Here is a 13,561-nt window from a genome sequence, read left to right on the forward strand (position 1 = left end):
CAGTATGAACAGTAGAACTGCCAGATTGCAGATGCGGTTTGAGCGAAATGATCTATGATTAGAGCAAATTGACTAATTAGGTTGACGAAATGATAGGAAAACAGGATCAGAAACTGCTGATGCTGCTGCGCCACAACGCCCGGGCCAGCATTACCGAGCTTGCCCGAACCCTGCATGTGTCCCGGTCCACGGTGCAGAATCGCATTGCCCGTTTGGAGGCCAGCGGTGTTATCCGGGGTTATTCGGTGCTGTTGGGCGGGGAATTCTCAGCTAATCAGGTGGAGGCGCACGTGTCGATCAAGGTGCTGCAGAAACTGACTTCCCGAACCAACGCGGCGCTCGAGGGCCTCGCCCAGGTCTCGCAACTGTTCTCGGTCAGTGGTGAGTACGACCTGATTGCCATCGTGCAGGCTCAGTCGCTGGAAGAACTGAGCGCCGTGCTCGACGATATTGGCAACCTGGAAGGGGTGGAGCGCACTAACTCGGCGGTGGTGTTGGAGACACGCTTCAGACGCTAGTTTGCAAAATGGGGCAGGAATCCGTTTGCCGGGCCGCTGTGTTTTGGTCAGGCGCCCAGCAGGCCAAGCGACGCGCAATAAATAAAGGCGCCAGAGCCCATCAGGATAAGGCCCCAGGCGGGGAAGATCAGTGCCGAGCGAGACGATGTTTTCATGCGCACCTCCTGTTATTAGGACGGGGTTAGAAAAAAAAGGTTAGGAAAAGGTTGGGAAATTGTTGAGCAAGCTAATACGCCTGCCCTGTCACTCTAGACCATTGCCCGGGTCTGTCACGGGGCTTTTGTGACCAGGTGCTCAGTTGTGAGCGCATTTGTCATTCTGGAAGACAATGCTGGCTATTGAGAGGTGGTGAATTCCAGCTACTATAAATAAGTCCGAATACGTCCAACCTGAACTAAACAGAATGATAACAACAACAAGGAGCCGTAAATGGCCATTGATCCGCGCAAGCAGACGTCGCTGCATTGTCTCTATTTCTGGGCAGAAACCACTCCCGATTCGATATACCTGACCCAGCCCTACCCGGACGGCCGGGTGGAAGATCTGACGTGGAAAGAGGCGGCCGATCAGGTCTCCCGAATGGCTACCTATCTCAAAGGCCTGAACTTGCCAGCGCACAGCAACATCGCGCTCTTGGGCAAGAACAGCGCGCACTGGATTCTGGCCGATCTGGCCATCTGGCCGCTGGCCATGCTCGGTGCCTCTGTACCCGACCCTGAATGGTGAAACTGCGGCCTACGTGCTGGAGCACAGCGAGGCAAAACTGTTGTTCCTGGGCAAGATGGATGGGACGGCGGATGGCTGGAATGACATCAAGGGGCGTATACCGGGCGACCTGCCCGTGGTTTCGCTGCCGATGTCGCCCCGGGACGACACGCCCCAGTGGCTTGACCTGGTAGCCCAGAATGAGCCAGCGGAGCCAAGTCTGCCAGACCCCGATTCCCTGGCGACGTTGATTTACACCTCCGGCAGCACCGGCCGGCCGAAAGGGGTCATGCACAGTTTCCGCACCATGATTTCAGTTGCCGACGGCTTGCAGCAGATATTTCCGGTGTCGTCCGATGAACGCATGCTTTCCTATTTGCCGCTGGCCCATGTCGCCGAGCGGGCCGCGGTAGAAACCCAGTCGCTGTATTACGGGTTCCATCTTTACTTTGCCAACTCCCTGGATACTTTCCAGGAAGACCTGCAACGGGCACGCCCAACCCTGTTTTTCTCAGTGCCCCGGTTGTGGATGAAGTTCTACCTGGGCGTGAATGCCAAATTGCCGCCCAAGAAACAGAAGTTGCTGTTCAATATCCCGGTGGTCAAATCATTGGTGAAAAAGAAAGTGCTGAAGCAGCTCGGCCTGGACCATTGTCGTGCCGCACTCACCGGTGCCGCGCCGCTGTCCGGAGAGATCATCGCCTGGTATCGGAATCTTGGGCTGGAATTGCTGGAGGTGTATGGCATGTCCGAGAACTTCGGCTATTCCCACGCCAACCGCCCCGGGCAGGCCAAGGTAGGTACCGTGGGCAACGCCAACCCCGGTGTGGAACATCGGATTGCCGAAGGTGGCGAGGTGGAGGTCAAGAGTCCGGGGCAGATGCTCGGCTACTTCAAGAACGAAGAGAAAACCCGTGAGGATGTCACCGACGATGGCTTCCTGAAAACCGGCGACATGGGCGAAATCGACAGCGATGGCTGCCTGCGGATTACCGGCCGGGTCAAGGATCTGTTCAAGACCTCAAAGGGCAAGTACGTGGTGCCCGTGCCATTGAAAGTCGTTTCAATCATCCGATGGCGGAGGTGGTGTGTGTGGCCGGTGCCAACCAGCCTCAGCCGTGCCTGATGGTGTTGCTGTCCGAGGAGGCCCGGGACCAGCTGGAAGCGGGTGGTGACCGCGCCGAACTTGAGCAGGAACTGGCCCAGCAACTGGATGCGGTGAATGCCGAATGCGAAGCCCACGAAAAGCTGGCTTTCGTGGTGGTGGTCAAGGAGCCGTGGACCATGGAGAACGGCATGCTGACACCCACCATGAAGATCAAGCGGAACGTGATTGAAGACTTCTACACCCAAAAGATGGACGACTGGTTCGGGCAGAAAAAGAAAGTGGTCTGGGAATTCTGAACCCTGAACGCAAAAACGCCGGTGTTCCCTTGCGGGAACACCGGCGTTTACAAATCCTTCTGCGCTGTTACCAGTCCTCTAGCACCCACGCCTTCTCAGATCGGGTTCAGTGACCGCCCTGCATCTGGGTCATATCTGGCGCAACGCCTTCTGCCTTGCGCGTCCACGACCGAATCTTCCGGCTGATGAACTGAGCCGCCTGCTTGGAAGCAGCACGGGTGTACTGGCGCCTGACCTCTTCACTATTGTGGAGGATACTTGACGGCAGCGGTTGTACGGTTGCGATATGGTTCTGAGTCATAGCGCCTTCCTCCCTATGTCAGGTGTGTTAGTTAGCGATCTACCTTTAGCTTGGACCAAAGTATAAGGGTTCTTTTTTGCAGTAGTAATACGTTAAAATCCGTATCCACGTTGCAAATATGCAGTCATTATGGATTGGGATTATCTTCGATATATACGTGCCCTGGCAATAGGCGGAACTCTCGCCAAAGCAGGTGAATTGTTGGGTGTGCATCAAACCACGGTGCTACGTCGACTGGACCAGATGGAAGAGTCGATGGGAGTGCAGTTTTTCGAACGGAACCGCGATGGCTTGCAGTTGACCACGGTGGGCGAAACCGCCTTCCGTGAGGCTGATCGGCTGGCGGTCGCCATGGAAAACCTGGAGCGTAAGCTGGTGGGCCAGGATTCGGCGCCGGTGGGTAAAGTCAGGCTGGCGGCGGAAGACGCCACCCTGAACGCCTTGCTCAGCCCGATTTTGGCGGATCTGGTTCGAGAGTTCCCGGATATCGAGCTTGAAGTGTTGACCGACAACGACGTCGCCAACCTCAGTCACCGGGAAGCCGATCTGACCCTGCGCTGTGACAACAAGCCCCAGGCTACCTTGGATGGCGAGCGCATTGCCGCGGTCGAGTCGGCGGTTTACGGCGCCGCGCTTTATTGTCGCCGTAACCGGCAGATGGACATCGAGAATGATCCGGAGGCCTGTGTCTGGATCGTGCCTGATGAAACCTTCAGCCATCTGGCTACCGGGCGCTGGTACCGCAAGCACTTGAAAAACGCCCAGTCGCTGATCCGGTGTAACAGCCTGCAGTCCATGCACTCACTGGCCTGCGCCGGTGCCGGGCTGGCGGTATTGCCGTGTTACCTGGGCGAGGGCGCGAAGGAACTGCGCCGGCTGAGCGATCCGCTAGAAGGCGAGAGCGTTGATCTGTGGCTACACGTCAGCCAGGACACCCAGCAGATGGCCCGGGTCCGGATCGTAATGGAGTTCCTGGTGGACCGGCTTCAGGCCCTGGAATCGAGCATCGAAATCAGCGGCTCGCTCTAAGAACCACTTAGCCACAGAAGGGCCAGAACTGGTACCAGCGCCAGCATTGGAATTCCTGCTCGCACACCTGGAGCTGATTGTCGTAGCGGAAGGCCCGGGTTTGCACCCGGCTGGCCAGGGCGGTGATGTCCGGTTTCTGGTCGAAGGTCCGGCGCTGGTAGCCGCCCCGACCCTCGTGATAGGCCAGGTATAGCTGGCGGGGATTGTAGAACTCGATGCCCAGCTGCCGGTGGGTCAGGTGGTTGTACCAGCCCACAAAGTCCAGGGCGTATTCCATATCGGTGCGAACGGTAAACCAGCCGTCGCCGTTGGCGGCCAGGTATTCTCCCCAGGCCGGGTCCAGCGCCTGGGCATAGCCGTAGGCCGAAGTTGGTCGGGTCCATGGAATCAGTCCCCAGAGCAGTGTTCTGGGCGGGCGTGCATGGCTGCGAAACGACGACTCGTAGTACACAAAGGCCATCTGGGTGGCGATGGGCGTGCCCCAGCGCTGTTCGGACTCGCGGGCGTAGTCGTACCATACCGGGTGTTCCCGGAAGATTTCGCACAGGTCTTCGGGGTTGGCGGGTGGGTCTGGCGCCAGCAGGCTAAACCTCAGGGTGGCCCATACCCCCATCAGCAAGCCGAGCACCGGTAATCCGTACCACTTAACCCGTGATCGCCAGTCATTAACGCGACGCGCTCGGCGTCCCTTGCGTCGGCGCCCGGGTTGTCGGATTTTCCCTACCAAACTGTCATCTCCAAAGCTCATGGATTGCTTGATGCCTGAGCGGAACCCATGTCATAAACAGGGCCTGCACTTAACGAGATGGTAGATAAATGAAGCTTGGCACCCTAGTTAAACCTGTTTTAGTTGCCGCTCTGCTGGTTTCCGGCAGCGCCACAGCAGCGCCGTCGGCGCAGCAGGTCCTGGCCGCGTCACCGGTGGATGACATCGTTGCCCAGTACCCGGCCATGATGAGCCAGGTATCCGCGATGGCCTGAAACGCACCGACCAGATACCGCCGATGGTAGCCGAAACCATCGGTACGTGGTCAGTGGTAGTTTTCGCGCCGCTGACATTGAACGTCAGATCGTGAAGGACCTGGAAGCCGGTTTGAACGATCGGCAGCTGGAAGCAGTCGCGGACTGGTACCAATCGCCGGTAGCCCGAAAAATTGCCGCGGCGGAGATCGTGGCATCGGATCCGGCCATGTGGAAAGAGATCAAGGCCCGGGCGCCAGCGCTCAACGAGAAGTACCAGGGCAGTGAACGTGCCCGCCTGTTCGACCGGTTCGACAGCGCTGCCCGTGCCACCGAAAGCGCTGTGGATACGTCCATTGCGGTTCAGCTCGGTCTGGCCACTGCCATGGCCGCGTTCAGCAGCGATTCGGTCAACTACGACCAGCTCAAGCAGCGTATTGAAAGCCAGCGTGGCGCCATCAGGGGTATCGTGGAGCAACAGGTGTACGAGAGCTATCTGTTTACCTACGAAACCATCAACAACGAGGAAATGAAACAATACGTGGCGTTCCTCGAAAGTGGTCCGGGTTCGGCGTTTTCCCGGGTGGTTACCGACAGCATCCAGCAAGCCATTACCGATCCGATTGAGTCGGTTGGCAACCAGATGACACGGTTTCTTTCTCCGGAACAATCAAGCGGTCAGTGAATTGGCCCAGCTCGGCATAGACCTGCTCCCGGCGCCTTGCGTAACGGTGCGAGAAGTGGAACGCCACCAGTTGCCGCACGCCCGCGGCGTTGGCGATGCGGGCGGTGGCCTCGGTGGTCAGGTGACCGGTTCGTTTGGCCTGATCTACGTCTGACACCATGAAGGAGGCCTCGCAAAACAGCGTGTGGGCACCGCGCGCCAGATCGGTCATGCGGTCAATGTTCTCCGGGGTGTCGGCAAAGTCCGTGGCGTAAACCACCGGTTCGCCGGCGGTCTGGATCAGTATTTGGGCCGCCAGATCCTCGGCCCGGTAGGTGGCACCGTTACCGGGTGAAATCAGTTCGTCCGGGCGCTTTCTCAGCACCGCCAGCTTGAGGTCGTGCAGCCAGGGCCCAGCCTGGGCATCGATCTCCTCCAATGCATTCTTCCGCACGTTGAGTTTGCCAAACGGCTCCCAGGCATAGGCCATTACGGGTGTGCCATGGTCCAGCATTGCGGCTCTTATTCGGAATTCCGTCTCCCGATGGATCACGCCAGCGGGCGTGGGCAGGTCCTCCAGGGCCTCCGGCCTGCCGGCGCCGGCGTTCAGTTGCCAGCGTTTCAGGTGGTCGCCGTGCCACTCGTGCACGATGAATTTGGGGCCGCGGTCTTCCACCCGATCCCACAGCAGCCCCCGAACCATGCCTGCAATATGGCCCAGCAGTCCGGGCGGGCCAAACAGCCGGCAGGAAGGGAAGTGGCCGATTCGGCTGCGCAGGAACCACAGAAACCCGCCAATGTGATCGGCATGGCAGTGGGTGATGAAGACATCGGTGACCTGGTGTGCGGACCGGAGCGCCATGCGTCCGCTGTCACCCATATCGAACAGCAGGCTGCGGGATTCGTGCAGCAGGCGTAACTGCATCAGTGGATCGCCACCAATGCCGTTGACCAGGGAGGCCACGGCGGGTCCCACCCGCACCACGATCTGAGGATCGTGGCCATTGCTGGTGAGTGCGCCCAGTTCCACGCTGATCTCGAATGCGCCCCTGCCATTGTGATTCTGCTGCATAAGGTCCGCCTCCCATTGCCGCCGAAGATCGCCTAACTTGCTCTAAATTTGTACAACCGGCGATTTGGGTCCAATCTCATTAGTATATGCGACCGGGGAGTTACTCCCATGGATTTCAATGCCTATCAGAAAGCGTTAGCGGTTCAGTCGAGGGGTGCTGAGTGCCCGTTTGCACCCAGGGAGTATGAACAGCGCCTCTCCAGCGTCCGTCAGCGCATGGCTGATGACGATATCGATGCGCTGTTGCTCACCGACTGTTCCGACATTTTTTACCTCACCGGCTACAGCACCTTCGAGGTGTCTGTCCATGTCGCTCTAGTGGTCACTGGCTCGTCTCTCCTACTGCAGGTTCCCTCCATTGAAATGGGGCCGGCGATGGTGACTACCCGGGTGCCGAACGTGTCCGGCTATCGCTGGGAAGGCATTGGTGAGGTGCTGTTACCCCTGATCGACGCCCTGAACGATTCTGCCGACACCGTGGGCATCGACGCCTGGCATGGCTCGCTGCGACAGGGGGTGTTGGAGGGCTTGAAGGAAAGGCTGTCCGGAGTGCGCTTTGTGGATGCGGGCGGTTTGGTGAAGAAGGTTCGGATTGTTAAATCCCAGACCGAGATTGAGTTTCTGCGCGAAAGCGCCAAGATCACCATGGCGGGGCTTCAGGCTACAGCGGCGAGCGTGCGCCCAGGGGTTACCGATAACGACATTGCCGCGGTTGGCTCCAGGGCACTGATTGAGGGCGGCAGCGAATTCATGAGCATGCAGCCGATTGTTACTACCGGACGGCGCAGCAGTGTGATTCACACTAATCACAATCGGGTACGGGTGGAGCCGGGCGAGCCGGTATTTCTTGAGTTCGGTGCGGCCTGGCATCGCTACACCGCGCCAATGATGCAGACGGTGGTGGCCGGTGAGCCTTCCGCGGATATGCGCCGGGTATTCGACGGCTGCCGTCGGGTGGTGGATGCCTTGCTGGAGTCGATCAAGCCCGGCACCACCTTTGATTTCGCAGCGCAACAGGCCGAGCGGGCATTAGCTCCTCTGGCCAAGAGAGTCTTTTTCTCCGGGGTGTTCGGCTACACGGTCGGGGCTCAGTTTCCGCCGTCTTGGGTGGAGGGCTCGGGCTTCATTGCCCGCGGTGGCAATACCGAGTTCATGCCGGGCATGGTGTTTCACTTGCCGATATGCCTCAGGGTGCCGGGCCAGTGGGGAATTGGCTGCAGTGAAACCGTTCTGGTGACGGATCACGGCGCAGAAGCCCTGACCGCCAATCCGTGGTCGCTTAATCCAGTCTGAGTTCCTGTAGGAACACCGTTCTCGGCTCTGACAGTTCGGTTGCAAACAGGGTCAGGCGGCGCACCTGGCGCAGATTCATGGTTCTGGTCGCCGGTGCCTGCTCAATATCCGCGAGTGAGATGGTGTGGCTTGATACCCCCGGGGGCAGAGCTAGCCGGGTGTTGTAGCGGTCACTGAGGGCATTGCTGCCCCGTTCATGCTGGATGTCGTTGATCCGCAGAATCAGGGTGAGAGGCTCGGACGTCGGGTTGTGCAGACGCAGAGTCAGGGTTTCGAAATCCCGCCAGTCGGAGGGCACCCGGTACAGTGAGGCGCCGGAGTAGCGCTCCGTGCCCAGTTCGATTTTTAGACTCTGGTCGTGTTTACCATTATGCCGGGAAGAGGGTTCAACCGACCCGCGCCAGTAGAGCGACGGATTACTGTGGTCAAAGTCATAAACCTGAGGCAGTTGGTGCTCAAGCTTGAAGTAACGGGCTGCTTGCACGCCGGTGGTGCTTAGTTCATAAAGCAGTAGCAGGGTGCTTGATAGAGCCAGGATAGCCGTGATGGCACGGTTGCGCACCCGGAAGGTTAGCAATGGCTGCCAGGCCAGAACGAACCAGAGGCCGATCAGGTTGCGCAGAAGATCCCGCAAGTCGAAATCGCGGCCCATATTGGCTTGCACGGTTTCAACCGCAATACCGAACGCCAGCACGGCGGCCGTCGAAGCCAGCCACAGGCGCCAGCCTCTGAGCCAACGCCGGGGATTGACGGCGAGGGTCAGCAGGGCAAACAACACAACATGACCCAGATTCCAGGCTGCGAAGTTGAAGCCACCGGGGAGCCAGTCGGGTCTGCCTATAAACAGGAGAGGGGTGATCAAGACAACACCCACAAGGGCCAGCGAACGTAGTCGCTGCCCCTTGGGCGTGTTGGCCGGGATACTGCCTGAAGCCATTAGCTGCGGCTGGTAACTTCCAGCAGGTGATAGCCGAACTGGGTCTTGATCGGGCCAAGCACAGTGTGCAGTTCGCTGTTGAAGACTGCCTTGTCGAACTCAGGCACCATCTGACCCGGGCCGAATGATCCCAGGTCGCCGCCGTTGCGGCCGGACGGGCAGGATGAATGCTGCTTGGCGACTTCGGCGAAATCCTGGCCACCTTCGATGGCTTTCTTCAGTTCTTCACACTTCGCTTCGCTGTCTACCAGAATGTGGCGTGCAGTTGCCTGTGCCATGGTTGAACTCCTTACGTGGGTTGTTGAAAACATCAGAACCGGAATGCTGCCCGTACCCACGGTTTGAGGCAAGGGCTTTTTATCCGTGTTTCTGCGGTCTCACGATTGATCCTGCAAACCTGTACAATGCCGGCTTTCTTTCGCCGGCGCCAGCCACTATGGGCTGCACCGGCCTCACGTCTATAGGTTTCTGATTGATTTCCACCGCCAATATCACCATGCAATTCGGGGCCAAGCCCCTGTTCGAAAACGTCTCGGCTAAATTCAACAACGGTAATCGCTACGGCCTGATCGGCGCCAACGGTTGCGGTAAGTCGACCCTGATGAAGATTCTTGGCGGTGACCTTGAGCCAGTGCCGGCCAGGTTATGCTGGAGCCCAACGTCCGCCTGGGTAAGCTGCGCCAGGACCAGTTCGCTTATGAAGAGTGCACGGTGATGGACACCGTGATCATGGGCCACGAAGAGCTCTGGAACGTGAAGAAAGAGCGCGACCGGATTTACTCTCAGGCCGAGATGAGTGAAGAGGACGGCATGGCCGTGGCGGATCTGGAAGTGCAGTTCGCCGAGATGGACGGCTACACCGCCGAGGCCCGTGCTGGCGAGCTGCTGCTAGGCCTGGAAATTCCCCTGGAAGACCACGAAGGCCCCATGAGCGCCCTGGCTCCAGGCTGGAAATTGCGGGTGCTGCTGGCCCAGGCGCTGTTCTCCGATCCGGACGTACTGCTGCTTGACGAGCCTACTAACCACCTGGATATCAATACCATCCGCTGGTTGGAAAACATCCTGGTGGCTCGGAACAGCACCATGATTATCATTTCCCACGACCGCCACTTCCTGAATAGTGTGTGCACCCACATGGCGGATCTGGACTATGGCGAGCTGCGCCTGTTCCCGGGCAACTACGACGAATACATGACCGCTGCCACCCAGGCTCGCGAGCGCATGCAGGCGGACAATGCCAAGAAGAAGGCCCAGATTGCCGAACTGCAGCAGTTCGTCAGCCGCTTCTCGGCCAACGCTTCCAAGGCGAAGCAGGCCACCTCGCGCGCCCGTCAGATCGACAAGATTCAGCTCGAAGAGGTGAAGCCTTCAAGCCGGGTGAGCCCGTTCATCCGCTTTGAGCAGGGCAAGAAACTGCACCGTCAGGCCGTGACCCTGCATAAGCTGAGCAAGGGCTTCGATGGCGAAACCCTGTTCAACAAGCTGGACCTGCAGGTAGAAGCCGGCGAGCGCGTGGCCATCATCGGCCCGAACGGCATCGGCAAAACCACGCTGCTGCAGTGCATGGCAGGCGCCTATGAGCCCGACGCCGGCGAGGTCAAGTGGACCGACAGTGCCGAGGTTGGCTACTACGCCCAGGACCACACGGCCGACTTTGCTTCCGACGACACCCTCAGCGACTGGATGGCCCAGTGGACCACCGGCGGCGAACAGCTGGTTCGTGGCACGCTCGGGCGGATGCTGTTCTCCGGTGATGACATTGGCAAGTCGGTTAAAGTGATCTCGGGTGGTGAGCAGGGCCGGATGCTGTTCGGCAAGTTGATCCTGCAAAAGCCCAACGTGATGTTGATGGACGAGCCCACCAACCACCTGGACATGGAGTCCATCGAGGCGTTGAACCTGGCGCTGGAGAATTATCCGGGTACGCTGATCTTTGTCAGCCACGACCGGGAGTTTGTTTCTTCTTTGGCAACGCGCATTATCGAACTGAGTGCCGATGGGGTTACTGACTTCAGTGGTTCTTATGATGATTATCTTAGGAGTCAGGGTTACGTTTGATTCTCTGACTTCGGTGCCGGCGGGCGGGTAGGCATGTCTTGCCAAAACCCGCTCCTTCGGCACGTCCATGTGACGCTTGAGCTCCGCCATCCATGGCTGCGCACAGTTTTGGCAAGACATGCCCACCCGCCCGCTCTGAACTCGGTGCGGACACCCGATTCAAGAAGGTAAGTACCATGACAGAGACTGAGATCGTAAATGCGACGCGTAAGTGGGTCGAGAACGTGGTCGTCGGCTACAACCTTTGTCCATTCGCAAAGAAGGAGCTGGTTCGGGACCGCGTGCGGTTCGTGGTATCCGACGCTGCCGACGAAGATAGCTTGCTGCAAGCGTTGCATTCAGAGCTTCAGCGCCTGGACGAGGAGCCCGAGGTTGAAACCACGGTGTTGATCCATCCGGGTGTATTGCAGGACTTCGAAGCCTACAATGAGTTTCTTGATGCGGCCGATGGTTTGCTGGCCTATCTGGATATGGAAGGTGTATATCAGATTGCGAGCTTTCACCCGGACTACCAGTTCGCGGGTACCGACCCGGAGTCGGCGGAGAACTACACCAATCGTTCTCCGTACCCGATGCTTCACCTGTTGCGTGAAGCGAGTCTGGAAGCTGCGATCGAAAGCCATCCGGACGTGGACGGAATTCCCGGTCGCAACATCAAATTGACTGAAGAACTGGGCGTCGAAACAATGCGCGAAGCTCTCTTGAATTGCATCAAGAGCTCCAAGACGCTAGGGGAGTAAAACGAGGAGCGGGTGGAAAAGCCCTTCCCAAACTGTGCGGAGCCATGGATGGCGGAGCTCAAGCGCCACATGGATGTGCTTGAGCGGGTTTGGGAAGGGCTTTTCTAGCCGCGACAACTCGGATTTGAAGGCGAGTTGAGCAACCACAAACCGCAGTCACCGAACGACGAGGCAAACCTTGGGACTTCTTTTCGAGCAAATTGACAGCCAACCGTCGGAAATCGGCGAGATCACCCTCAGGCGCAGGAAGATTCCGGCCATTGGCGACCGCGATATCTTCGAGGTAAAGCTCGGCGAAGAGTTCCTGATGTCCAGCATGTTTGTGGACGCCGAGATCGCCCTGTCAGACATTGGCCTGAACGAGACCGAAGGCGACAACCTCAGTGTCGTCGTTGGCGGACTGGGGCTTGGCTACACCGCCGTGGCAGCGCTCAAGCATGAGCGGGTTGGCGAGTTGCTGATTGTGGAATATCTGGAACCGGTCATTGGCTGGCACGAGCAGGAATTGGTGCCGCTCGGTGCAGACATCAACGCCGACGCCCGGAGCCGTTACGTCCATGGCAGTTTCTTTGATCTGGCCATTGCAGAGCCCAGTGAGGGTGGGTTTGATCCCGCATCACCAGGTCGAACTTTTGATGCCATCCTGCTGGATATCGACCATTCGCCCCGGGCCCTGCTGCACGATTCCAATGCCAGCTTCTACACCACCGATAACATCGGCAAGATGGCACAGCAGCTGAAACCCCGTGGCATCTTTGCCATGTGGTCGAACGAAGGGGAAGACGAGGAATTCATGGCCGTGCTGCGGGATGTGTTTACCGACGTCGCCTGCCATTACGTGCGTTTTTTTAATCCGTTTCAGAACAGGGAATCGTTTAACACCGTATACGTAGCCCGCAAACCGGGCTGAACTTTCCGGAGTCTGTATGCCTGTGACGACCCACCGAACCCGACCATTCAGTTCCAGCCAGCGCCTGCCGGAAACTGACGATGCGCCGGTTTTGCACGAGCCGGAGCATGCCGGCGGCCTGCTGGCAGACTTTATTCGCCGTCATCCCCGGTTGCTGATCCTGACCGGGGCCGGTGTGAGCACTGATTCCGGCATTCCCGATTATCGGGACGGCGAGGGCGCCTGGAAGCGCAAGCAACCGGTGCAGCATCAGCCTTCATGGACAGTTACGAAACCCGGCAGCGTTACTGGGGTCGAAGCCTGATTGGCTGGCCGGTGATGCGCAATGCCGCGCCGAACCCATCCCATCATCATATCTCCGACCTGGAACTGCTTAATCACAGCAGCCTGGTGGTCACCCAGAACGTTGATCGGCTGCACCAGAAAGCCGGCACAAGGGCGGTGACCGACCTGCATGGCCGGGCCGACGAAGTTATCTGCATGAGTTGCGATTACCGCTGCCCGCGCGACGAGGTGCACGATCGGTGTGCCGATCTGAATCCGGGTTTTCAACATTACAAGGCGGAGACGGCGCCGGATGGCGACGCGGATCTGGAAGTGGATTTCTCGGATTTCCGGCCAGCGGGTTGCCCCAAGTGTGATGGCATCCTGAAACCAGACGTGGTGTTTTTTGGGGATTACGTGCCAAGGACAGGGTGTATTCGGCGCTGGATGTGCTCAAGGCCAGCGATGGCCTGCTGGTGATTGGCTCGTCGCTGATGGTGTATTCGGGGTTTCGTTTCTGCCGCTATGCCAAGGAGTGGAACAAACCCATTGCGACATTGAATCTTGGCCGCACCCGGGCCGAGGACCTGGTGGATCTGAAACTGAACGCGCGGATTGGCGAGACGCTGGAATCGGCCGTTTACAGCCTTTAGATCGGTTTCGGATCCTGGCAAAAAAAGAGCCCACCATTTGGTGGGCTCTTTGC

General features: G+C 58.6%; 12 protein-coding genes and 3 pseudogenes. 10 read left to right on the forward strand and 5 right to left on the reverse strand.

Annotated features, from left to right (window positions below):
• Positions 1-89: 89 nt before the first annotated feature.
• Positions 90-518, forward strand: a complete 429-nt coding sequence (locus tag AU14_RS05880) for an Lrp/AsnC family transcriptional regulator (protein WP_041339646.1) — start codon at positions 90-92, stop codon at positions 516-518.
• 429 nt (positions 519-947) lie between these two features.
• A pseudogene (locus tag AU14_RS05885) lies at positions 948-2,627 on the forward strand (AMP-binding protein).
• A gap of 106 nt (positions 2,628-2,733) precedes the next feature.
• Here the strand turns inward: AU14_RS05885 and AU14_RS05890 are convergent.
• Positions 2,734-2,928, reverse strand: a complete 195-nt coding sequence (locus tag AU14_RS05890; protein WP_041339648.1) for a hypothetical protein — start codon at positions 2,926-2,928, stop codon at positions 2,734-2,736.
• A 129-nt stretch (positions 2,929-3,057) separates the two neighbouring features.
• Between AU14_RS05890 and AU14_RS05895 the strand changes: the two genes are divergently transcribed.
• Positions 3,058-3,957, forward strand: a complete 900-nt coding sequence (locus AU14_RS05895) for a LysR family transcriptional regulator (protein WP_041339649.1) — start codon at positions 3,058-3,060, stop codon at positions 3,955-3,957.
• Between the two features lie 7 nt (positions 3,958-3,964).
• On the opposite strand, the gene AU14_RS05900 is transcribed toward AU14_RS05895, so the two are convergent.
• On the reverse strand, positions 3,965-4,684 hold the full coding sequence (locus AU14_RS05900) for a transglycosylase SLT domain-containing protein (protein WP_456237742.1): 720 nt from the start codon (positions 4,682-4,684) through the stop codon (positions 3,965-3,967).
• A gap of 89 nt (positions 4,685-4,773) precedes the next feature.
• On the opposite strand from AU14_RS05900, the gene AU14_RS20850 reads away from it, so the two are divergent.
• Positions 4,774-4,938: a hypothetical protein gene (locus AU14_RS20850; protein WP_236744474.1), complete on the forward strand. Its 165-nt coding sequence runs from the start codon at positions 4,774-4,776 to the stop codon at positions 4,936-4,938.
• A 46-nt stretch (positions 4,939-4,984) separates the two neighbouring features.
• Complete coding sequence (locus AU14_RS05905; RefSeq protein ID WP_236744475.1) at positions 4,985-5,602, forward strand: DUF2059 domain-containing protein; 618 nt, start codon at positions 4,985-4,987, stop codon at positions 5,600-5,602.
• Here the strand turns inward: AU14_RS05905 and AU14_RS05910 are convergent.
• Positions 5,529-6,653 (reverse strand): MBL fold metallo-hydrolase, encoded by a 1,125-nt coding sequence (locus AU14_RS05910; RefSeq protein ID WP_052471979.1) that lies wholly within the window; start codon positions 6,651-6,653, stop codon positions 5,529-5,531. The genes AU14_RS05905 and AU14_RS05910 overlap by 74 nt on opposite strands.
• A 108-nt stretch (positions 6,654-6,761) precedes the next feature.
• On the opposite strand from AU14_RS05910, the gene AU14_RS05915 reads away from it, so the two are divergent.
• Positions 6,762-7,946: a M24 family metallopeptidase gene (locus AU14_RS05915; protein WP_041339653.1), complete on the forward strand. Its 1,185-nt coding sequence runs from the start codon at positions 6,762-6,764 to the stop codon at positions 7,944-7,946.
• Here AU14_RS05915 and AU14_RS05920 read toward each other — a convergent pair.
• Positions 7,933-8,883, reverse strand: coding sequence for a VanZ family protein (locus tag AU14_RS05920; protein WP_041339655.1), 951 nt, complete (start codon positions 8,881-8,883; stop codon positions 7,933-7,935). The genes AU14_RS05915 and AU14_RS05920 overlap by 14 nt on opposite strands.
• Positions 8,883-9,161 carry a peptidylprolyl isomerase gene (locus tag AU14_RS05925; RefSeq protein ID WP_041339657.1) on the reverse strand — a complete coding sequence of 93 codons (279 nt, stop codon included), beginning with the start codon at positions 9,159-9,161 and terminating at the stop codon, positions 8,883-8,885. The genes AU14_RS05920 and AU14_RS05925 overlap by 1 nt, the downstream gene beginning before the upstream one ends.
• Positions 9,162-9,355: 194 nt before the next feature.
• Between AU14_RS05925 and AU14_RS05930 the strand changes: the two are divergent.
• The 4 genes and pseudogenes from AU14_RS05930 to AU14_RS23220 all read left to right on the forward strand — a co-directional run bounded on the left by AU14_RS05930 (position 9,356) and on the right by AU14_RS23220 (position 13,508).
• Positions 9,356-10,941, forward strand: a pseudogene (locus AU14_RS05930) (ABC-F family ATPase).
• 176 nt (positions 10,942-11,117) lie between these two features.
• A complete protein-coding gene (locus tag AU14_RS05935; RefSeq protein WP_041343687.1) occupies positions 11,118-11,681 on the forward strand; it encodes a DUF1415 domain-containing protein in 564 nt (187 codons plus the stop codon).
• A gap of 178 nt (positions 11,682-11,859) precedes the next feature.
• Positions 11,860-12,591, forward strand: a complete 732-nt coding sequence (locus AU14_RS05940; protein WP_041339659.1) for a polyamine aminopropyltransferase — start codon at positions 11,860-11,862, stop codon at positions 12,589-12,591.
• Between the two features lie 16 nt (positions 12,592-12,607).
• Positions 12,608-13,508, forward strand: a pseudogene (locus AU14_RS23220) (NAD-dependent protein deacetylase).
• The last annotated feature ends 53 nt before the right edge of the window (positions 13,509-13,561 follow it).

The sequence above is a fragment of the Marinobacter similis genome, from assembly GCF_000830985.1.
Classification (GTDB): Bacteria; Pseudomonadota; Gammaproteobacteria; order Pseudomonadales; family Oleiphilaceae; genus Marinobacter; species Marinobacter similis.